This window comes from Streptomyces sp. NPDC087428 (assembly GCF_044744085.1).
In the GTDB taxonomy this organism is placed as follows: Bacteria; Actinomycetota; Actinomycetes; order Streptomycetales; family Streptomycetaceae; genus Streptomyces.
This window is the reverse complement of record NZ_JBIUXR010000016.1, coordinates 64,295-85,446: the sequence shown is the minus strand read 5'-3', so window position 1 is coordinate 85,446 and position 21,152 is coordinate 64,295. Positions and strand designations below refer to the sequence as shown.

Annotated in this window: 14 protein-coding genes; 9 read left to right on the top strand and 5 right to left on the bottom strand. The window is 71.3% G+C overall.

Annotation, left to right across the window (positions count from 1 at the left end; translation table 11 throughout):
• Window positions 1-94: 94 nt before the first annotated feature.
• The 3 genes from ACIO3R_RS30695 to ACIO3R_RS30685 all read left to right on the top strand — a co-directional run bounded on the left by ACIO3R_RS30695 (window position 95) and on the right by ACIO3R_RS30685 (window position 4,416).
• Window positions 95-2,614 carry a glycoside hydrolase family 3 C-terminal domain-containing protein gene (locus ACIO3R_RS30695; RefSeq protein ID WP_402110257.1) on the top strand — a complete coding sequence of 840 codons (2,520 nt, stop codon included), beginning with the start codon at window positions 95-97 and terminating at the stop codon, window positions 2,612-2,614.
• Window positions 2,615-2,622: 8 nt separating this feature from the next.
• The gene (locus tag ACIO3R_RS30690) at window positions 2,623-3,732 is read left to right on the top strand and encodes a LacI family DNA-binding transcriptional regulator (protein WP_385038460.1); all 1,110 of its coding nucleotides are present in this window, start codon (window positions 2,623-2,625) and stop codon (window positions 3,730-3,732) included.
• Between the two features lie 120 nt (window positions 3,733-3,852).
• Window positions 3,853-4,416, top strand: a complete 564-nt coding sequence (locus tag ACIO3R_RS30685) for a hypothetical protein (RefSeq protein WP_402110254.1) — start codon at window positions 3,853-3,855, stop codon at window positions 4,414-4,416.
• A gap of 74 nt (window positions 4,417-4,490) precedes the next feature.
• Here the strand turns inward: ACIO3R_RS30685 and ACIO3R_RS30680 are convergent, their stop codons facing one another.
• Window positions 4,491-5,849, bottom strand: a complete 1,359-nt coding sequence (locus ACIO3R_RS30680; protein WP_385038454.1) for an ROK family protein — start codon at window positions 5,847-5,849, stop codon at window positions 4,491-4,493.
• A gap of 145 nt (window positions 5,850-5,994) precedes the next feature.
• Between ACIO3R_RS30680 and ACIO3R_RS30675 the strand changes: the two genes are divergently transcribed.
• The 5 genes from ACIO3R_RS30675 (at window position 5,995) to gndA (ending at window position 12,519) form a co-directional block, all read left to right on the top strand.
• On the top strand, window positions 5,995-7,308 hold the full coding sequence (locus ACIO3R_RS30675) for an ABC transporter substrate-binding protein (RefSeq protein ID WP_402110252.1): 1,314 nt from the start codon (window positions 5,995-5,997) through the stop codon (window positions 7,306-7,308).
• A gap of 9 nt (window positions 7,309-7,317) precedes the next feature.
• Window positions 7,318-8,328: a carbohydrate ABC transporter permease gene (locus ACIO3R_RS30670; RefSeq protein WP_402110251.1), complete on the top strand. Its 1,011-nt coding sequence runs from the start codon at window positions 7,318-7,320 to the stop codon at window positions 8,326-8,328.
• On the top strand, window positions 8,321-9,229 hold the full coding sequence (locus tag ACIO3R_RS30665) for a carbohydrate ABC transporter permease (protein WP_402110250.1): 909 nt from the start codon (window positions 8,321-8,323) through the stop codon (window positions 9,227-9,229). The genes ACIO3R_RS30670 and ACIO3R_RS30665 overlap by 8 nt, the downstream gene beginning before the upstream one ends.
• Before the next feature lie 20 nt (window positions 9,230-9,249).
• Entirely contained in the window at window positions 9,250-10,608 is a 1,359-nt protein-coding gene (locus ACIO3R_RS30660) for a GH1 family beta-glucosidase (RefSeq protein WP_402110248.1), read from the top strand.
• A 471-nt stretch (window positions 10,609-11,079) separates the two neighbouring features.
• Window positions 11,080-12,519 (top strand): NADP-dependent phosphogluconate dehydrogenase, encoded by a 1,440-nt coding sequence (gene gndA, locus ACIO3R_RS30655; RefSeq protein ID WP_402110247.1) that lies wholly within the window; start codon window positions 11,080-11,082, stop codon window positions 12,517-12,519.
• A gap of 58 nt (window positions 12,520-12,577) precedes the next feature.
• On the opposite strand, the gene ACIO3R_RS30650 is transcribed toward gndA, so the two are convergent.
• The 4 genes from ACIO3R_RS30650 to ACIO3R_RS30635 are packed head-to-tail and all read right to left on the bottom strand — an operon-like array spanning window position 12,578 to window position 19,071.
• Window positions 12,578-13,963, bottom strand: coding sequence for an NAD(P)/FAD-dependent oxidoreductase (locus tag ACIO3R_RS30650; protein ID WP_402110246.1), 1,386 nt, complete (start codon window positions 13,961-13,963; stop codon window positions 12,578-12,580).
• A 49-nt stretch (window positions 13,964-14,012) separates the two neighbouring features.
• Window positions 14,013-15,353, bottom strand: a complete 1,341-nt coding sequence (locus tag ACIO3R_RS30645) for an MFS transporter (protein ID WP_402110244.1) — start codon at window positions 15,351-15,353, stop codon at window positions 14,013-14,015.
• Between the two features lie 55 nt (window positions 15,354-15,408).
• Complete coding sequence (locus tag ACIO3R_RS30640; RefSeq protein WP_402110242.1) at window positions 15,409-17,058, bottom strand: hydantoinase B/oxoprolinase family protein; 1,650 nt, start codon at window positions 17,056-17,058, stop codon at window positions 15,409-15,411.
• Window positions 17,059-17,061: 3 nt separating this feature from the next.
• Window positions 17,062-19,071, bottom strand: a complete 2,010-nt coding sequence (locus ACIO3R_RS30635; protein WP_402110240.1) for a hydantoinase/oxoprolinase family protein — start codon at window positions 19,069-19,071, stop codon at window positions 17,062-17,064.
• Window positions 19,072-19,250: 179 nt separating this feature from the next.
• Here ACIO3R_RS30635 and ACIO3R_RS30630 point away from each other — a divergent pair, with 179 nt between their 5' ends.
• Window positions 19,251-21,077, top strand: coding sequence for an ABC transporter substrate-binding protein (locus tag ACIO3R_RS30630; protein WP_385032831.1), 1,827 nt, complete (start codon window positions 19,251-19,253; stop codon window positions 21,075-21,077).
• Window positions 21,078-21,152: the final 75 nt, after the last annotated feature.

Here is a 21,152-nt window from a genome sequence, read left to right as displayed (position 1 = left end):
CCCATTGACACGGTCGACGTCGGCCAGCGACGCTGAGCCAGACACGTTCGGGAGAGCGCTCTCCGGCCGTGGAGGGCGCTGGGGTTGAAGGGGCATGGCCGTCATGACGGACGAAGAGATCGATCCGCTGCTGGAGAAGCTCGACGCGGCGCAGAAGGTACGCCTGCTGACCGGTGAGAGCACCTGGCGCACGTACCCCGAACCTGCTGTCGGACTTCGCCCCCTCACCCTGTCCGACGGACCGGCCGGGGTGCGCGGCGAGACCTGGGACGAGCGCGAGACCTCGCTCGTGCTCCCCTCCCCTACCGCACTGGCGGCCTCCTGGGACGAGCGGCTGCTCACGGATCTCGGCGCGCTGCTCGCCGCCGAGGCCCGCCGCAAGGGCGTGGACGTGCTCCTGGCCCCCACCCTGAACCTGCACCGGTCACCCCTGGGCGGGCGGCACTTCGAGTGCTTCTCCGAGGACCCGCTGCTCACCGGGCGGACGGGGGCCGCGCTCATCAGGGGCATCCAGTCCGGCGGGGTCGCCGCCACCGCCAAGCACTTCGTCGCCAACGACGCCGAGACGGACCGGCTGAACGTCGATGTCCGCATGGACGAGCAGACCCTCCACGAGGTCTATCTCGCCCCCTTCGAGGCCGCGGTCGAGGCCGGGGTCTGGGCCGTGATGTCCGCGTACAACAAGGTCGACGGCGCCACCATGTCCGCCTCCCCGCTGCTGGAGAGCCCGCTCAAGAGCGACTGGGGGTTCGACGGGGCCGTCGTCTCGGACTGGGGAGGTGTGCGCACCCTCCTGGACACCGCGCGCTCCGCGCAGGACCTGGCGATGCCCGGCCCCGAGGGCCCCTGGGCGGCAGGGCTGCTCGACGCCCTGGCGCAGGGGCTGGTGTCCGCGGAGGCGGTCGACGACAAGGTACGGCGACTGCTGCGGCTGGCGCGGCGGGTGGGGGCGCTCGGCTCGCCCCGGCCCATGTGGCGGCCCGCGGTGACCCCCGCCGCACAGCGTGCGCTGTTGCGCCGCGCCGTCGCCGCCGGTTCGGTGCTGCTCCGCAACGACGGACAGCTCCTCCCGCTCGATCCGGCGGGACTGCGCTCGGTCGCGGTCATCGGCCCGCACGCCACGGCGGTACGGATTCAGGGCGGCGGCAGCGCCGAGGTCTTCCCCGACTCGGTGGTGACTCCGCTGACAGGGATCCAGGAGGCGCTGGGCGAGGGCGCGAAGGTGATCTGCCGGCCGGGACTGCCGCTGTCGCCCCGCCCCCGCCCGCTCGGCCGGGACTGGTCGCGCGACCCCCGGTCCGGCGAACCGGGCGTGCTCGTAAGGCTGCTGGACGCGAGCGGCGCCGAACTCCACGCCGAGCACCGGCTGTCCGGCCGGATCGTCGAGCCCTCCGTCGCGGTCGACGGAGCCGCGTCCGTGGAGATCCGGGCCCTGGTCCGGCCTCCCGTGGGCGGGGTGTGGACCTGGGCGGTGGGTGGCTGGGGCGCGATCTCACTGTCCGTCGGCGGCCGGGAGGTACTGGCCGGGACCTTCCCGCTGGACAGCGACGATCCGACCCGGGTCCATGTCGCACCGCCCGAGCACTACGCGCGCGCCGAACTCGCGGCGGGCGAGGAGGTGGAGGTGGTGGCGCGGCGCTCGCTCGCGCCGCGCTCCGGGGTCGCGACGATCCTCGCCGCCGCCCCGCCCGCCGGGGACGCGGCCGCCGCACTCGCCGAGGCCGTCGCGGCAGCACGGGCGGCGGAGGTCGCGGTGGTGGTCGTGGGCACGACCGAGCAGAGCGAGTCGGAGGGCCACGACCGCGAGAGCCTGGACCTGCCGGAGGGGCAGGACGCGCTCGTCCGGGCCGTGGTGCGGGCCAATCCGCGCACGGTGGTCGTGGTGAACGCGGGCGGTCCGGTCGCCCTGCCCTGGCACACCCGGGTGCCCGCGCTGCTGCTCGCCTGGTTCCCGGGGCAGGAGGCCGGGGGCGGACTGGCGGACGTGCTGTTCGGCCGGGCCGAGCCGGGCGGCCGGCTGCCGACCACCTGGGGCGCCGCCCAGGACGACGTACCGGTGCTGGACACCGCGCCCGCGCCCGACGGGCGCCTCCACTACGAGGAGGGCCCGCACATCGGCTACCGCGCCTGGCTGCGCTCCGGGTCCGCGCCCGCCTACTGGTTCGGCCACGGGCTGGGCTACACGGACTGGGAGTACGAGGAGCTGACGGCCCCGGCGGGGGTACGGGCCGGGGAGCCCTTCGACGTACGGGTAAGGGTGCGCAACACGGGGCAGCGGCGCGGCCGCGAGGTGGTCCAGGTCTATCTGGGCAGGAGCGGTTCGGCGGTCGAGCGGCCGGTGCGCCGGCTGATCGGATACGCGGCGGTGAAGGCGAGGCCCGGGGAGAGCGTGGTCGCGGTGGTGCGGGTGTCCGGGCGGGCCCTGGCGCACTGGTCGGCGGAGCGGCACGGGTGGGAGACGGAGGCCGGCGAGTTCACGCTGCTGGGCGGCCGTTCGGCGGGCGAACTGCCGCTCACCGCGGCGCTGACGGCGACCGCGGCACCGCCCTCGTCCGGTGCCGGCGTTCCCGAGGCGGCGGATCGCGATGGAGAGCGCTCTCCGTCGGTGCTATAAATGCGCTCATGACGGATGATCTGCGCGCGGCCGGTACACCCACCCTGGAGGACGTGGCGAGGGCGGCCGGGGTCTCCCGCGCCACCGTCTCCCGGGTGATCAACGGAGTACGCAATGTCGATCCGGTGATCCAGGAGGCCGTGCGCCGGGCGGTGGCCCACACCGGCTACGCGCCCAACCGCGCGGCACGCTCCCTGGTGACCCGGCGCACCGACGCCATCGCGCTGGTGGTCTCCGGCGCCGGCGTCGAGTCCGACCCCGCGGAGAGCCCGCGGCAGGCCGGAGCGGAGCCCGCGGAGGCCGGCGAGCCCGACAGCGGGTCCTCCTTCACCGCGCAGGTCTTCGCCGACCCGTTCTTCGGCCGGGTGGTGACCGGCGTGGTCAACTACCTGCGGCCGCGCGGAATGCACCCGGTGCTGATGTTCGCCGAGACGTCACGGGCCCGGGAGGACGTGGTCTCCTTCCTCCGCCAGGGCAGCGCCGACGGCGCCCTGGTCGTCTCGACACACGCGGAGGACCCGCTGCCCGGTCTGCTGACGGACGCGGGGCTGCCCGCGGTGCTCTACGCGCGGCCCGCCCGCCCGGTCCGGATCAGCTATGTCGACCTCGCCCACCAGGACGGTGCGCGGCTGGCGGCCGAGCATCTGCTGGCGCGGGGCTGCCGTCGCATCGCGACCATCACCGGGCCGCTCGACGTGCCGGCCGGGCAGGAGCGGCTGGCCGGTTTCCGCGACACGATGACGCGGCTGGGCCATCCGTACATCCCGATCGCCGAGGGGCAGTTCACCCAGGAGAGCGGCGAGGCCGCGATGGAACGGCTGCTGGTCGAACACCCCGACGTGGACGCGGTGTTCGCGGCCAACGACCTGATGGCGGTGGGCGCCTGCCACGTGCTGCGGGAACACGGGAAACGGGTGCCGGAGGACGTCGCGGTGATCGGGTTCGACGACAGCAGCGCGGCGTCCGCCTGCCGTCCGCCGCTGACCACGATCCGCCAGCCGGTCGAGGCGATGGCCGCCGAGATGGCCCGGCTGCTGATCGAACGGCTGGCGAAGCCTGACGGGGCGGCGACGTCCGTGATCTTCGAACCGGCGCTGGTGGTGCGGGACTCGGCGTAGACCGGCGGAGAGGTCCGGGGCCGCTGGGACTGATCGCCTTCCGCCCCGGCGGGGGTTGCGCCGCGCCGGTCGCCGCGGAAAGGATCGGGCGGTCGCCGCGCTACCTGATCGGGGTTCCCTGTGAGTCTGACCGACCGGATACTCCCCCTCGCGGGTGTCGCCCTCGGGGCGCTCATGTCGTACGTGATGAGCAGCCTGAACGAGCGGACGAGGTGGCGCAGGCAGCAGGCCGTGCGGTGGGACGAACACCGTTTGACGGCCTACGCCGAGTACGCCCACGCAGTCAAGGAGCTGGCGGCCCGCTACCGGACGCTGGCCGTCACCCGCGGGCTGACATCGGGGCCGGTGTCCCCGGAGCCCACCTCCGAGGTTCTCGCGGAGCTCGGCCGGCTGGAGTCGCGCCGGTCGGCGCTGTCCGAGACGCTCGCGCTGCTCTGCGACACCGAGGCGAACACCGCCTCCAAGACACTGGACCACTGTGTGTGGCGGCTGGAGTGCCTGGCGCGCGGCATCGCCACCGAGGCCGAGCAGGACTGGGACCAGGCGTACCTGGAGTTCCGTCAGGCGCGGGACCGCTACGTCTCGCGCGCGCGGGCCGATCTCGGCGTCCCGGGAGCCGTGGCCCGGGACGTGGCCTGGCCGGCCGCGTGGCGCCCCGCGAGCCGGCCGTCGTCCTCGCGGTGACATGTGCGTGGCGCCCGCCCGTACGCCCCCGCAGCGGCCCGCCTCTCCCCGTCCGGGCCCGCCCCCGGGCCGGCTCACCCCGTCGCGTCCGAGGCGGTCCGTGGGCGCTCCCGCTTCCGTACGGCGTCCGCGGCGGTCCGGAACCCCGGTGCCGGGGCGCTGGGGCGGGGCTCGGGGGCCGGGCGGCTGCCGCCCCTGGCGAGGAAGTCGGCCAGCGGGAGCGTCGCGGCGCCGACCGTGACCGCGTCCGGGCCCAGCCGGCCCATCTCGATGGTGGTGCGGGCCGCGGCGTGCCGGAGCGCGTACTCCTGGGCGTAGCGGCGGATGTCGGGCAGCAGATGCGGTCCGATCAGCAGGCCCGCCCATCCCCCGAGCAGAATGCGTTCGGGCAGGAAGAGGTTGATCAGGTCGCCCAGGGCCGCGCCCAGGCATTCGGCCGTCTCGTCGAGCAGTGAGACGGCCAGTGGGTCCGGCTCGCTACCGGGACCGGGGTAGGCGGCGGCGAGCAGCGCGGCGAGAGCCGTCTCGTCGTCGGCGTCGGCGGCGAGCGGGCCGCCCGCCTCGTGCCATCGCTCACGCATCGCCTCTGCGCCCGCGTACGCCTCCAGGCAGCCGATCGAGCCGCACCGGCAGCGGCGTCCGCGCAGCTGGACGGTGGTGTGGCCCCATTCGAGGGCCATGCTGCTGCGGTCCTCGTCGAGCAGGTCGCCGTGGTTCACGCAGGCGCCGACGCCGGAGCCGATGAGCGCGATGGCCGAGGCTCCCGCGCCGCGGCCGCCGCCGAACCACATCTCGGCCTGGCCGAGGGTCTTGGCGCCGTTGTCGATGAAGAACGGCACCTCGGGCGGGACCCGGACGGCGTCGCGGAGCAGTTGCTCGAAGGGGACGGCGCTCCAGTCGATCGTCTGGCCGTGGACGACGGAGCCCACGTCACCGATGGCGCCGTCCGGAGCGTCCCGCTCGATGATCCCCGGAACGCCGATCCCGATTCCCAGCAGCCGCCGCGGGTCGGCCCCGGCGTCCCGCAGCACATCGGCGACCCCGCTGCGGACATGGCCGACGATGCGGCTGACGTCGTAGCCGTGCTGGGCCAGCAGCCGTTCGGTGCGGGCGAGTTCGGTGAGGGCGAGGTCGAAGAGCTCCACCCTGATCCGGGTCTCGCCGATGTCGATGCCGATGAGGAGCCCGCCCCCGGGCGCGACGCGCAGCAGCGTACGGGGACGGCCGCCGTCGGAGTCGACGACACCGGCCTCCTCCAGGAGGCTCTCGGCGGCGAGTTCCGCGACGACGTTGCTGATGGAACCTGAACTCAGCCCCGTGGCGGGACCGAGCTCCTGGCGGCTCAGCGGGCCGTCGAAATACAACCGTTGCAATACCCTCGCCCGGTTGCCCCGTCGCAGGTCACGCACGGTCCGTCTGTTGCGCTCAGCCATGTGGCTCCTTCCCTTCCCGCAACATACCGTGACCGCGGGACTTGACGCGACCTTCTCTCACCTCTTAAATCACGTCATAAATTAAGGCCTGAAGACCGTTCGGTTCCCGAACACGGCCTTCCTCCCCGGAAAGGGGCCATCCAGCATGCGCACCATCAGAGCCGCAGCAGCCGTCACCCTCGCGATCTCCATCGCCGCCGGCGTCACCGGCTGCGGAGGCGGTTCGTCCGCCAAGGGCGGCAGCAACGATTCGCCGAAGACCCTCACCTACTGGGCGTCCAACCAGGGCCCCAGCATCGAGGCCGACAAGAAGATCCTCACCCCCGAGCTGAAGAAGTTCGAGGAGCAGACCGGCATCAAGGTCAAGCTGGAGGTCGTGCCCTGGGCCGACCTGCTCAACCGGATCCTCGCCGCCACCACGTCCGGCCAGGGCCCGGACGTGCTGAACATCGGCAACACCTGGTCGGCATCGCTTCAGGCGACGGGTGCGCTGCTCCCCTGGAACAAGGAGAACTTCGACGCGATCGGCGGCCGGGACCGCTTCGTCGACTCGGCGGTCGCCTCGGCCGGCGCGGCAGACAAGGACCCGTCCGCGGTGCCGCTGTACTCGCTCGCGTACGCCCTCTACTACAACAAGAAGAGCTTCGCGGAGGCGGGCATCAGCAAGCCGCCGGCCACCTGGGACGAGCTGGTCGCGGACGGCAAGAAGCTCTCCAAGGACGGCAAGTGGGGGCTGGGCGCCGAGGGCTCCAACCTCTCCAACAACATCCACCAGACCTTCGTCCTGGGCCAGCAGCACGGTGCGGACTTCTTCGACGCCGACGGCAAGGCGACCTTCACCTCCGACGGCGCCGTGGCGGCGGTGAAGCAGTACATCGACTTCATGGCCAAGGACAAGATCATCGCTCCGGGCAACGCGGAGTACGCCCAGAACCAGTCCCTGACGGACTTCGCCAAGGGCAAGACCGCGATGGTGCTCTGGCAGGCCGCGGCCTCCACCTTCGCCTCCCAGGGCATGAAGCCCGAGGACTGGGGAGCGGCCCCGGTCCCCGTCGGGTCCGGCACCCCGGGCGCCGGCAAGAGCACCAACTCCATGGTCGCCGGCATCAACATGGCGGTGTTCAAGAACACCAAGAACATCGACGGCGCCAAGAAATTCGTGAAGTTCATGACCAGCGACGCCGAGCAGAAGCTGCTCAACAAGACCTACGGATCGATTCCGCCGGTCAAGACCGCCCAGGCCGACGAGGCGTTCTCCGCCCCCGATCTGAAGGTCCTGCGCGACACCCTGTCCACCAGCGCGGCCCCGCTGCCTCAGGTGCCGAACGAGTCCCAGTTCGAGACGGCCGTGGGTACGGCGGTCAAGGAGCTGTGGGCCGATGCCGCAGCCGGACGCCCCGTGACCACCGAATCCGTCAAGGCGCGCCTCGAAAAGGCCCAGCAGACGATGCAGCAGTAAGGCTCCCTCATGACCGCCACCGTGACCACCGACAGCCGGACGGACAAGTCGGACAGGGTGACGAGCCGGGGCACCGGGGGTGCGCGCAGGAGACTGCCGCGCATCCCCGACCGGATCCGCCAGGGCGGACTGCCCTATCTCCTGCTCCTGCCGGCCGTCCTGCTCGAACTCCTCGTCCACGTGATTCCGATGATCATCGGAATCGTGATGAGCTTCCGCGAGCTCACGCAGTTCTACATCAACAACTGGGGCGGAGCGCCCTGGCGCGGCTTCGACAACTACCGGATCGCCGTCGACGTCAACGCCCCGATCGGTGAGGCGCTGCTCCACTCGTTCTTCGTCACCTGTGTCTTCACGTTCTTCGCCGTCGGCCTGGCCTGGCTGTTCGGGGTCGCGGCGGCGATCATGCTGCAGGAGAACTTCCGCGGCCGGGGCTTCCTCCGGGCGATCTTCCTCGTCCCGTACGCCCTGCCGGTCTACGCGGCCGTCATCACCTGGGCGTTCATGTTCCAGCGGGACAACGGCCTGGTCAACCATGTGCTCCACGACCAGCTCGGCCTGACCGACCAGCCGTCCTTCTGGCTGATCGGTGACAACAGCATCTACGCCCTGATCGTCGTCTCGGTCTGGAAGGGCTGGCCGTTCGCCTTCCTCATCGTGATGGCGGGGCTGCAGAACATCCCGCGCGAGCTGTACGAGGCCTCCGCGATCGACGGGGCCGGCGTCTGGCAGCAGATCCGCAAGATCACGCTGCCGGCCCTGCGCCCGGTCAACCAGGTCCTGGTGCTCGTCCTGTTCCTGTGGACGTTCAACGACTTCAACACCCCTTACGTGCTCTTCGGGAAGGCGGCACCGGAGAACGCGGACCTGATCTCGATCCACATCTACCAGTCGTCGTTCGTCACCTGGAACTTCGGCACCGGATCCGCCATGTCCGTACTCCTGCTGCTCTTCCTGCTGGTCGTGACGGCCGTCTACCTGCTCATCACCTCACGCGGAAGGAAGGGCGCCGATGCCTAGCCATGCCCAGTCGGCCGCGCTGCCGGGGACGCCGAAGTCCCGGGCCCGGAGGCGGTCCCCGATGGCCGCGCCGCAGTCCTTCCTCTGGACCCGACGCGTCATCCTGACCTTCCTGGCCGCCTTCGCCCTGCTCCCCGTCTACGTGATGGTCAGCAGCTCGCTCAAACCGCTCCAGGACGTGTCGGGGAAGTTCCACTGGATACCGTCCGGGCTGACCGTCCAGCCGTACTTCGACATCTGGAAGACCGTCCCGCTCGCCCGGTACTTCGCCAACTCGCTGATCGTGGCGGGTTCGGCGACGGTCCTCTCGGTGATCATCGCGGTGTTCTCCGCGTACGCCGTGAGCCGCTACAAGTTCCGCGGCAAGCGCGTCTTCACCGTCACGGTGCTCTCCACCCAGATGTTCCCCGGCATCCTCTTCCTGCTCCCGCTGTTCCTGATCTTCGTCAACATCGGGAACAGCACCGGCATCGCGCTGTACGGCTCGCGCGGCGGACTGATCCTCACGTATCTGACGTTCTCGCTGCCGTTCTCCATCTGGATGCTCATCGGCTACTTCGACTCGATCCCGAAGGATCTGGACGAGGCCGCCCTGGTGGACGGCTGCGGGCCGCTCGGCGCCCTGTTCCGGGTCGTCGTGCCGGCCGCCGTACCGGGCATCGTCGCCGTCGCCGTGTACGCGTTCATGACGGCCTGGGGCGAGGTGCTCTTCGCCTCCGTGATGACCAACGACACCACCCGCACCCTGGCCGTCGGCCTCCAGGGCTACGCCACCCAGAACGACGTGTACTGGAACCAGGTGATGGCCGCCTCGCTCGTCGTCAGCATCCCGATCGTCGCCGGGTTCCTGCTGCTTCAGCGGTACCTCGTCGCGGGCCTGACCGCGGGGGCCGTCAAGTGACCGCTTCGGAAAGGAAGTCCGTGAACGACCTGAGCGCGCTGCCGGCCGACTTCGCCTGGGGCGTCGCCACTGCCGCGTACCAGATCGAGGGGGCCGTGGCGGAGGACGGCCGGGCCCCGTCGATCTGGGACACGTTCTCCCACATCCCGGGCAAGGTGGCCGGCAACGACACCGGCGACGTCGCCTGCGACCACTACCACCGGGTCCCCGAGGACATCGCCCTGATCAAGGAGGTGGGGGCGGGCGCCTACCGCTTCTCGCTCGCCTGGCCGCGGATCGTCCCAGGCGGCGACGGCCCCGTCAACAAGGCCGGGCTCGACTTCTACGACCGGCTGGTCGACGGCCTCCTCGACGCCGGGATCACCCCGTTCGCCACGCTCTACCACTGGGACCTCCCGCAGGCGCTCCAGGACCGCGGCGGCTGGACGATCCGGGAGACCGCGGAGCACTTCGCCGCGTACACCTCGGTCGTCGTGGAGCGGCTCGGCGACCGGGTGAAGGACTGGGCGACCCTCAACGAGCCGCTCTGCTCGGCCTGGATAGGCCATCTGGAGGGCACGATGGCGCCGGGTCTCACCGACCTGACCGCCGCCGTCCGGGCCTCGTACCACCTGCACCTCGGGCACGGCCTGGCCGTGCGGGCGATCAGGGCCGCGTCCCCGGACGCCCGGGTGGGCATCGTCAACAACCTCAGCCCGGTGGAGGCCGCCACCGACCGCGAGGCGGACCGGGCCGCGGCGGTGCGCGGCGACGGGCACGTCAACCGCTGGTGGCTCGACCCGATCCTCGGGCGCGGCTACCCGCAGGACATGGTCGACCTCTACGGGGTCGAACTCCCGGTGCGGCCGGGCGACATGGACCTCATCGCGGCACCGCTCGACTGGCTGGGCGTGAACTACTACTTCCGCCAGGTCGTCACCGCCGACGCGACCGGTCCCGTCCCGCACGCCAAGCAGGTCTACCTGCCCGGCTCCCGCCACACCCACATGGACTGGGAGGTGCACGCCGAGGGCCTGGAGCAGCTGTTGCTGCGCCTGAGCGAGGAGTACGGCGTGCGGCGCGTCTACGTCACCGAGAACGGCTCGGCGTACCAGGACGTCGTCCTGGCCGACGGTTCGGTGCACGACCCGGAGCGCACCCGGTACCTGGAGGAGCATCTCGCCGCCTGTGCGCGGGCCGTCCGCAAGGGCGCGCCGCTCGCCGGGTACTTCGCCTGGTCGCTGCTGGACAACTTCGAGTGGGCGTACGGCTACGACAAGCGGTTCGGCCTGGTCCACGTCGACTACGCGACGCAGCGCCGCACCGTCAAGAGCAGCGGCCGCCGCTACGCCGAGCTGATCCGCGAGGCGCGGGCGGGCCGCTCGGGCAAGGCCGCCTGAATCCCCCGACCGGCCCCTCGGCGGCCGGCATTCCTCCGGCCGCGGCGGACGACCGCCGCGGCCGGAGGTTTCTCGTTCCCCCGGGCGGTCGCTCCTGGCGTCCGTCCCCACCGCAATCGGTCCCGGCGCACCACGAGTCCGCGGGGGTCACGGGTTTCCGTGACCCCCGCGGACTTGCGCACCACACCGACAGCGGGGATGGGACGGTGCGGGCGGACCTACGGGTTCAGCAGCCCGGACCGGGCGCGGAACTCGATCGGGAGAGCGCTCTCCAAACCATGGCCAGTGTTGCGCCGCCGCTCAGGGAGTGTCAAGAGTGGGAAGGACGCCTGATGAGCGGGGCGCGGGGCAGGGCACCGGCCGGCGCCCGGCTCCGCCGCTGAACAGGCTGTCCGCCGGTCCCGTATCCATACTGGACCTCGCGGCATCTCAGCACCCCGGCATCCCCCGACAGATTGCAGGAGCACCCAGATGAGCGGCACCGCGCAGATCGGCGTCACCGGACTCGCAGTGATGGGCCGCAACCTGGCCCGCAACTTCGCCCGAAACGGCTTCACGGTCGCGGTGCACAACCGCACGACCGCGAAGACCGATGCCCTGGTCGAGGAGTTCGGCGACGAGGGGTCCTTCGTCGCCGCGCACTCGCCGCAGGAGTTCGTCGCGGCACTGGAACGGCCCCGCCGCCTCGTCGTCATGGTGAAGGCGGGCGACCCGACGGACGCGGTGATCCAGGAGTTCCTGCCGTTGCTCGACGAGGGGGATGTCGTCATCGACGGCGGCAACGCCCACTTCGAGGACACCCGACGCCGGGAGAAGGCGCTGCGCGAGCGCGGTATCCACTTCGTCGGCGCCGGTATCTCCGGCGGCGAGGAGGGAGCGCTGAACGGGCCGAGCATCATGCCGGGCGGCAGCGACGCGTCGTACGACTCACTCGGGCCGATGCTGGAGAAGATCTCCGCGAAGGCCAAGGACGGGGCTCCCTGCGTCACGCACATCGGCCCCGACGGTGCCGGGCACTTCGTCAAAATGGTACATAACGGGATTGAGTATGCCGATATGCAGCTGATCGGCGAGGCGTACCAGTTGCTGCGCGACGTGGCGGGCTACTCCCCCGCCGAGATCGCGGACATCTTCCGCACCTGGAACACCGGACGGCTCGACTCCTACCTCATCGAGATCACCGCGGAGGTGCTCTCCCACGTCGACGCGGCGACCGGCAAACCCTTCGTGGACGTGGTCCTCGACCAGGCGGAGCAGAAGGGCACCGGCCGCTGGACCGTGCAGATCGCCCTCGACCTGGGCGTTCCCGTCTCCGCCATCGCCGAGGCCGTCTTCGCCCGTTCCGTCTCCGGCCACGCCGCGCTCCGCGAGGCCTCGCGCCACCTGGCCGGCCCCACGGCAGACACCCTGAGCAAGGACGAGGCGGCAGCCTTCGCCGCCCAGGTCGAACAGGCCCTGTACGCCTCGAAGATCGTCGCCTACACCCAGGGCTTCCACCAGATCGCCGCCGGCAGCGAGCAATACGACTGGAACATCGACCTCGGCAAGGTCGCCGCCATCTGGCGCGGCGGCTGCATCATCCGCGCCGCATTCCTCGACAGGATCACGAGCGCCTACGAGGTGCAGCCCCAGTTGCCCAGCCTCCTCGCCGACAAGAGCTTCGCCGAGGAGATCGCCGCCGCGCAGGACGACTGGCGCACCGTGATCACCACCGCCGTCACCCAGGGCGTCCCCACCCCGGCATTCGCCGCCACCCTCGCCTACTACGACTCCCTGCGCGCCGAACGCCTCCCCGCCGCCCTCACCCAGGGCCAGCGCGACTACTTCGGCGCACACACCTACCGCCGCGTCGACCGCGGCGGCACCTTCCACACCCTCTGGGGCGCGGACAAATCAGAAATCGAGAGCTGACCGACCACCGGTACGGGGTGGGCCGGGCGGTCGCCGGGCCCACCCCGTACCGCCCCGGTCAGCGCCCCGAGATCAGGTCCGCCACCCGAGCGAGGGGAGACGTGCTGGTGCGGCGTCCCCCTGTCTCCTGGCGGTCCGCGGCACGGTAGACCGCGTACATTCCATGGACTCCGATCCAGCGGGCCGGCTCCGGTTCCCAGCGCCGCGAGGTGCGGCCGGTCCACGGCAGCCGGGTGCGTTCGGTCTCCTCTCCGATGACCAGGTCGGTGAGAGTACGAGCCGCGAGATGCGAGGCCGTCACACCCTGGCCCACGTATCCGCCCGCTGTGCCGATTCCGGTGGCCCGGTCCAGATGGACCGTGGGGCACCAGTCACGGGGTACCGCGAGCACACCGGACCAGGCGTGAGCGACGGGGACATCGGCCGCCGCCGGGAACAGTGTGGCCAGCGTCCGGGCCAGCGAGGCCACCGTCCGTGCGCTGGTGCCGCCGTCCCCGTCGACGCGGGAACCGAACCGGTAGGGCACACCCCGTCCGCCCAGGGCGATACGGCCGTCGGCGGTGCGCTGCCCGTAGAGATAGGCATGGGTCTGGTCGCTGAACAGTTCCTGTCCCTCCCAGCCGATGCTCTGCCAGGCGGACCGGGGCAGCGGCTCGGTCACGAGCATCGAGGAGTTCATCGGCAGCCAGGTGCGCTTCTCACCGGGCAGTTCAGCGGTGAAGCCCTCGGTACAGCGCAGCACGTGACGGGCGCTCACCGAACCGAATGGTGTGGTCGCCTCGTGGGGAGCGATCGCTGTGACGGGCGTCGACTCGTACAGGCGCACTCCCAGACGGACGACGCTCTCGGCGAGGCCGATGGCCAGCCGGGCCGGCTGGATGCGCGCGCAGTTCGGGTTGAAGGCCGCGCCGAGGCCACCGGCGACCTCGACGCGCTTCTTCAACTCCGTTGCGGAGAGGAACACCTCGTCGGTGTTGCCCCATTCCCTGTCGTGTGTGACGGAGGCCCGGAGCCGATCCAGCTGGGCCGGCGCGTGGGCGACGCGCAGATAGCCGCTCTTCACCGCGTCCGCCGAGATTCCCTCGCGGCTCAGCGTCGAGAGCACCACGTCGACCTCCTGATTCATCAGGGCCTGGAAGCGCAGGACGGCCTCCTTTCCGCGCTCCTCGGCGAACCGGGCGGGCGAACCCGGGATCTTGCCGGACAGCCAGCCGCCGTTGCGGCCGGAGGCGCCGAAACCCGCGAACTCCCGCTCCAGAACGACGATGTCCCAGTCGGGCCGGGCCTTCTTGAGGTGGTACGCGGTCCAGAGCCCGGTGTATCCGGCGCCGATGACGCACACATCCGCGGTGATCGAACCGTCGAGTGGAGTGCGTCGCGCGGGGAAGCCGGTCTGGCTGAACCAGAAGGACACCTGGCCGTTGGCCGGGACAGAGGTGGACATGGCAGAACTCCGGGAGGGTGCGGTCAAGGGTGTGGTGAGGGGCTGCTGATCAGTGGGCGGAGACGGCCGGGCCGGTGCTGGGGGTCCCGGACAGGACGTCGCCCCCGGAGCGGCGGGGCAACGCCAGGCAGGCTGCGGCCATCCCCAGGGCGACGACACCGGTGAGGACGGCGACCGGGGTCGTGCTGCCACTGCGGTCCAGCAGGTAGGTGGAGAAGCTGGGGGCTATTCCACCGATGGAACCGGCGATTCCGTAGCTGAGGGAGGCGCCCGTGTAGCGAACCTCTGGGCGGAACAACAGGACGACCTCGGCGGCGAGGACTCCGTAGCCGGCTCCGACGAAGGCCATGCTGACGGCTACGCCCAGATACAGCAGCGCCGCGTTCTGGGTGCCCACCAGGGCGAAGGCCGGCCACGCCCAGACCACGAGTCCGATGGCGGCGACCACGGCGATCCTGCGTGCGCTGAAGCGGGGTGCCAGGAGGGCGCCGATGAGAACGAAGGCGCCCTCGCTGACCGCGGCGATCAGGTTCGCCGGCAGCGTGATGGAGGTGCTCATCCCGAGCGTGCCGGTCGCGTAGACGAGTGTGAACGTGGTGAGCAGGTAGTAGGTGACGAAGACCCCGGCGAACGCGCCGACTCCGATGAGGACGCGTTGCCAGTCCTCGCGCAGCACCTCGATCACGGGGAGGCGCGCGGGCTTCGGTGCCGCGGCGGCAGCGGTGAAGTCCGGCGACTCGTGGATCTTCGTGCGGATCACCATGCCGATGGGGATGAGCAGGACGGAGGCGAGGAAGGGCAGGCGCCAGCCCCAGCTGTGCAGCCAGGCGTCCGAGCCCGTGGTGACAGCCATGAAGACGAGGGTGGCGAGGACCAGGCCGAGCGGTGAGCCGAGTTGGGCGAAGGCGCCGAAGAGGGTCTTGCGGCGGGGCTCGGCGTGCTCGATGCCGATGAGCGCCGCGCCGCCCCACTCTCCGCCGACGGCCATCCCCTGCACGATGCGCAGGAGCAGCAGGAGGAGCGGGGCTGCGACCCCGATGACGTTGTAGGACGGCAGCAGACCGACCGCGACGGTGGCGCCGCCCATCAGGAGCAGCGTGACGACGAGGGTGCGCTTGCGCCCCACCCGGTCCCCGAAGTGACCGAAGACCACGGCGCCGAGCGGGCGGGCGAGGAAGCCCGCGCCGAAGGTGGCGAGGGCGAGCAGCGTGCCGACGAGCGGCGGGACTCCGGGGAAGAAGACGCGGTTGAAGACGAGCGCGGAAGCGGTGCCGTAGATGAAGAAGTCGTACCACTCGATGGTGGTCCCGATGATCTGGGCCGAGGCGAGCCGTCTCGTGGAGAGGGCGGGCCCGGATCCGGCGGAGGCCGGGGTCGTTCCTTGACTCATGGCTTACTCCTGGCGGGGCGGCGGGGCGGGCAGCGAAGGCGAAGGGGGTTCCTGGCTAAGCGGAGGGGGTGGGGGCGAGACCGTCGCGGTGGTCCGCTTCGAGACGGTGTGCGGCACGGTCGGACGGCTCTCCGTGGCCGCCTCCGCCGCCGGTGACCACGCTGATGCGGTCGCCCGCCCCCAGTTTTTCGTGGAAGACGACGGGGAGCTGCTCGACGGAGCCGTCGGCGCGGGTGATGGTGAACGAGCCCGGCCGTCCGGATCCCGCGCCGTCCTGGCCGGGTGCACCGGTGCGGTGGCGGTCCGCGTATCCGGCGATGTCGACACCGTCGGCGACGGCTTCGTAGGTACGCCGGATGCCCAGGCCGCCTCGGTGCTCGCCGGCGCCACCGGAGTGCTCATGGAGCGCGTACTCGACGACCCGGAAGTGCGAGTAGTCGGACTCCAGAGCCTCGACGGGCGCGTTCGCGCAGTTGGAGATGGGGTTGTCGAGGGCGTCGGCACCGTCGTGTGCGGCGCAGGCGCCCCAGCCGCCGCCGAGGATCTCCAGGACGACCTGGTAGTTGCTGGTGTCCCGGTCGAGATGGCTGACGGTGAACGCGGTCGTGGTGTCGAAACCGGTCGCGGCGGCTCGTTGGGGAACCTGTCGCCCGAGTGCCTGGATGATCGCGTTGAAGACCCGGCTGGCGGGGGTGAGCCGGCTGCGTACGGCGGCGGGAGACCTCGGGTTGAGGATGCTGCCGAACGGCGCGTGTACGGTGATGGGCCGGTTGCAGCCCTCGTTGAAGGGGATGTCGGGTTCGTCGAGCAGGCAGCGAATGGCGCTGATGGCTGAGGAGACGGTCGAGGCCAGGGGGCAGTTGACGTTGCCGTCGATCTGGTCCCCGCTGCCCGTGAAGTCCAGATGGATTTCCTCGCCCGCCACGGTGACCCTGACCCGGATGTCGACCGTGCCGGCGTCCCAGGGGGCGCCGTCGAGGGTCTGCACGGACTCGTAGACACCGTCGGGGATGCGGCCGAGCGCCGCCCGGGTGCGTCGCTCCGAGTAGTCCTTGAGCTCGTCCATGGCCGTGAGGCAGTCGGCGGTACCGAACCGGACGGCGGCTTCCTTGAGGCGGGTCGCGGCCGTCCGGTTGGCGGCGAACTGCGCGTTGAGATCGCCGATGACGAGGTCGGGAACGCGGACGTTGGCCCGCACCATCTCTTCGACGAAGCCGCCGCGCCCCCAGTCGCGCGAGACGGAGAATCGGCTGAGCGGCAGGCGAAGACCTTCCTGGTAGATCTCGGTCGCGGTGGCGTTGAGGCCGGGGCTGCCACCGCCGATGTCGACGTGGTGGGCGACGCTCGCGGCGAACGCCACGAGTCGCCCATCGGTGAAGACGGGTGTGAAGAGGTAGATGTCCTGGAGGTGCTGGCCACCGTTGAACGGGTCGTTCATCAGCAGCGCGTCGTCCTCGGTCAGCGTGGACAGGTCGACGGCGTCGGCCAGGCCGCGGATCGCGAACGATATGCCCGCGGTCATGATCGGGATGCATTCGGCCTGGTCGATGACCTCCCCGCGGGCGTCGGTGAGCGCGACCGAGTAGTCGCGGGCCTCCCGGACGATCGACGAGAACGCCGCCCGGCGCAGGTCGGTGGCCATCTCGCGGGTGATGGAGGAGAGCGCGGCCCGGATCAGACCGAGCCGGGCTGTGTCGAGTGGCATGGGTCAGCTCCTGGTGAGGACGAGGTTGGTGGCCGGGTCGACGGTGGCGGCCCAGCCGCTGGGCACGTAGGTGGTGGAGGACGCGTCGGTGATGACGGCGGGTCCGGCCAGTTCCGTGCCGGTGGACAGGGAGCCCCGTGACACGGTGACGGTGGGACGGGGTCTGCCGTACTCCAGGACGGTGCCCTCCTGGCGGAGATCGTCAGGCCGGTGCTCGACGGCGGGGAGCGCCGGCGAGGGACGGGGCCGGCCGACGCTCAGCCGGAGGGTCACCACCTGCACGGGGGCGGTGTGATCCGCGTGCCCGAAGCGCTGAGCGTGCAGGGAGTGGAAGGCCGCGACGAGCTGCCGCACGAGGTCCCCTCCCGCCGTCCGGGGCAGCGGCACCGACAGTTCGAAGCCCTGCCCGGCGTAGCGCATGTCGACGGTCCAGGTGTCGTGCACGGTGGTGGCGTCGACGCCCTGCCCGGCGAGTTCGCCGTGTGCCTCGCCGGTGACGGCGGCCATGACCTCACGCAGACGTGTGTCTTCGAGCGTGTCGGCGGCGGCGAAGACCGTGCGGGCGAACTCGCGTCGGAATCCGGACACCAGCAGGCCGTAGGCGGAGGCGAGCCCGGAGTGCGGGGCGATCACGACGCGCCGCATACCCAGTTCGTCGGCGACGCCCGCTGCGTGCACCGGACCCGCTCCCCCGTAGGCGAGCAGAGTCAGCCCGCGCGGGTCCCGGCCGCGCTCGACCGACGCGACCCGGATGGCACCTGCCATGGCGACGTTGGCCAGCTGATAGGCCGACCAGGCGGCCTCGCCGACTGTGACGCCGAGCCGGGCGGCGAGCGGCGCGAAGACGGCTGCGGCGGCGTCCAGGTCGAGCGGGAACCGTCCGGCAAGCCGCGGGTGCGGCCCGAGCAGGCCGAGGACGGCGTTCGCGTCGGTGACGGTGGGCGTCGGACCGCCACGTCCGTAGCAGGCGGGCCCCGGGTCTGCCCCGGCGCTCCGCGGGCCGACGGTGAGCAGGCCGCCGCTGTCGACAGCGATGACGCTGCCGCCGCCGGCGCCGACGGTCGTGATGTCGATCATCGGCACGCGCACCGGCAGCCCGTCGACGGTGACCTCCGGGGTGAGCTGCGGGGCGCCGTCGACGACGAGGGACACGTCGGTGCTGGTGCCGCCCATGTCCATGGTGACGACGTCCCCGAGTCCCGCTGATTCGGCGACGGCGACGGCTGCGCTGACTCCGGCGGCCGGTCCGGAGAGCAGCATCGTCACCGGCCGGGCCGTCACCACGGGCACCGGCACGGCGCCGCCGTTCGACTGCATCACCTGTAGTCCGGTGATGCCGCGCCGAGCGGCCTCGTCGGCGAGCCGGGACAGGTAGCCGGCGACGGCGGGCCGGACGAAGGCGTCGACCACGGTGGTGCTGGTGCGCTCGTACTCGCGGAATTCGCGCGCCACATCGCAGGACAGGGACACCGGGAGCCCGGGTGCCAGGGAGGCGGTCAACTCGGCCAGACGCCGTTCGTGCGCGGGGTTGCCGTAGGAGTGCAGCAGGCACACCGCGATGGCGGTGACGTCCTGGGCAAGCAGTTCCTTCACCGCGCGCCGTGCGCTCTCCTCGTCGAGTTCGAGGGCGATCTCGCCCGACGCCAGAACCCGCTCGTCGATCTCCTGGACCAGATGGCGCGGCACCAGCGGTGCGGGCTTGACGTACCGCAGGTCGTACATGCGGTCACGGTCCTGACGCTGGAGCGTGAGCAGATCACGGAATCCCCGGGTGACGAGGAGGCCCAGGCGAGGGCCGCGGCGCTCAAGAAGGGCGTTGGTCGCCACCGTGCTGCCGTGCAGCAGCAGCGCGCCCTCACGCAGTTCGGCCGGCAGCTCGTCGATCGCCTCGATCACCGCGCGCGACGGGTCCTGCGGGGTGGAGAAAACCTTCGAGGTCGCCCGCAGCCTGCCGTCGTCGTCGAGGACGACCAGGTCGGTGAAGGTGCCACCGCATTCGACACCAATACGCATGAGACCTCCTTTCTATGACTCAATGTGACAACCCGAAATCATTTCCGGCCTTGAAATGTGACGTTCCCATGGCCCACGATGCGCGGTAATACGTCGTTCTCCCCATGGACGAGGGTGTACGTCGGTGCTGGTCAGCCTCGGTAGGAAGAGCCGGAGCCGCCCGGCAGGAGGAGGTGCGCATGGCACGGGACCGCTCCCGGCCGTCCGACAGCGTGTCCGGAAACGAGCGGCGGCTGGGCCCCGGCGTGGCCCGGCTCGACGCGTCCGGCCGCTTCGAGCGCCTCGACGTGCTGGGCTGTGATCTCGTGATGGATCAGCGCGTGAGGCGCTGGGCGGAGCTGATGCCGGCCACCCGCAAGTCCGCCGTCTCCTTCGTGTGGATCACTGAGGACGGTGTATGGGCGCACATTGACCTCTCGGTGCCGCTGACGGCCGAGGGCCGGGAGGTCACGGTCACCGTCGCGGTGCGGACCGGCGAACCGCCGTACGGTCTGACCGCGCGGGAACTCGACGTGCTCACGCTGCTCGCGGGGGGTCTCACCAACGCCTCCGTCGCCCGCTACCTGGGCACCAGCCCGCGCACCGTCGGCAAGCAGGTGGAGGCGCTCCTGGACAAACTGGGTCAGCCGAGCCGCAGCGCGGCGGCGGCGTTCGCCGTGGACAGCGGTCTGCTGCGGCTCCCGGTGCCCGGCGGCTGCGCCGAACTGTCCGCCCTGGGCGTGGGCATGCTCGACACATTGGAACGCGGCCGTGGGGGACCGCCCAGATTCGCGGGCGCTCCGCGCCGCGACTCCCGCCTGTTCGCTCCCCGGCCGCTGACCGTGGGCCTGATGGCTCCGCTGCTCGGTGCCTACGGCGCCGACGGGGAGGAGCTCGTGAAGGGCGCCGAACTCGCGGTGGCCGAGCTGAACGCGCGCGGAGGGGTGTCGGGGCAGCCCGTGGAGCTGGCGACCTTCGCGCTCGACAACCAGGACGCGGTCTCGGTGGACGCGGCGTTCCGTGCGGCGGGCGCACGCGACCTGTCCGCGCTGGTCGGCTCGTACCTTCTCGTCGACGAGCGTTCCAGCTACGAGCGTGCCGCCGAGTACGGGGTCCCGTACCTGAATGTCGGCAGCAGCGACCTCCAGGCGGCCTGGGTGGACTCCGAGCCATCCGTCTTCGGCAACGTGTTCCAGGCAGGCCCGCGGCGCAGCAACTACATGCACGGCTTCCTGAGGTTCGCCGCCCAGACGGGCGCGGCGGGCCTGTGGCAGCCGGCGCACCGCACGATCGGCGTGGTCGAACCCGAGGTCGCGGACAGCGAGATCCTGCCGAGCCGGGGTGCGGACCTGATGGAGGCCGCGGGCTGGCGCGTGGAGTTCCGGATCAAGACCAGACCGCCGTACGACGACTGGTCGACGGTCCTTGAGCAGTTGCGGCGTACCTCCCCGGCGGCGCTGATGCTGGGCAACCATCCACCGACCGCGATGGCCGCGTTCCAGCGCGCCTTCGTACGGGACCCTTCGCCGACCCTCGTCTACAACGTCTACACCCCATCCGTTCCCGCCTATCTCGGCGCGGCGGGCGAGGCTGCCGAGGGGGTCGTCTGGGCCAGTGTCACCGGCCGGTACGGTGATGCCCGGGGAGCCTCCTTCGCCCGGAACTACGCGCGCCTGCACGGCGGCATCCCCGGTCACGGCCTCGCGGGCGCCGGCTACGACCAGGTACAGGTTCTCGCGCGAGCCTGGAGTGCCACCTCCGGCCCGGGGCGCCCGGGTGAGACGGTGGACGCCCTGCGGAGCATCGTGCACCGCGGGGTCAACGGCGCGTACTTCCTGGGAGCGGCGGGGCAGACCAACGCGGCCTACCCGGACGAGAATCCCGATCCGTCGCTCGCGCAGGCGCCGCTGGTCTTCCAGATTCAGGAAGGCACCAGCCGGGCGATCCATCCGACACCGTACGCCGAGGCCGCGTTCCGGCTGCCGCCCTGGCTGCGGCAGGAGTGCCCGCGTCGGACAGCTGTGTGATCACTCTCGGATTCCCGTCGCTCCGGCTCGTCCCGCAGCGACTCCACCCGCTGCCGGGCGGCGGACTCCCGCTCG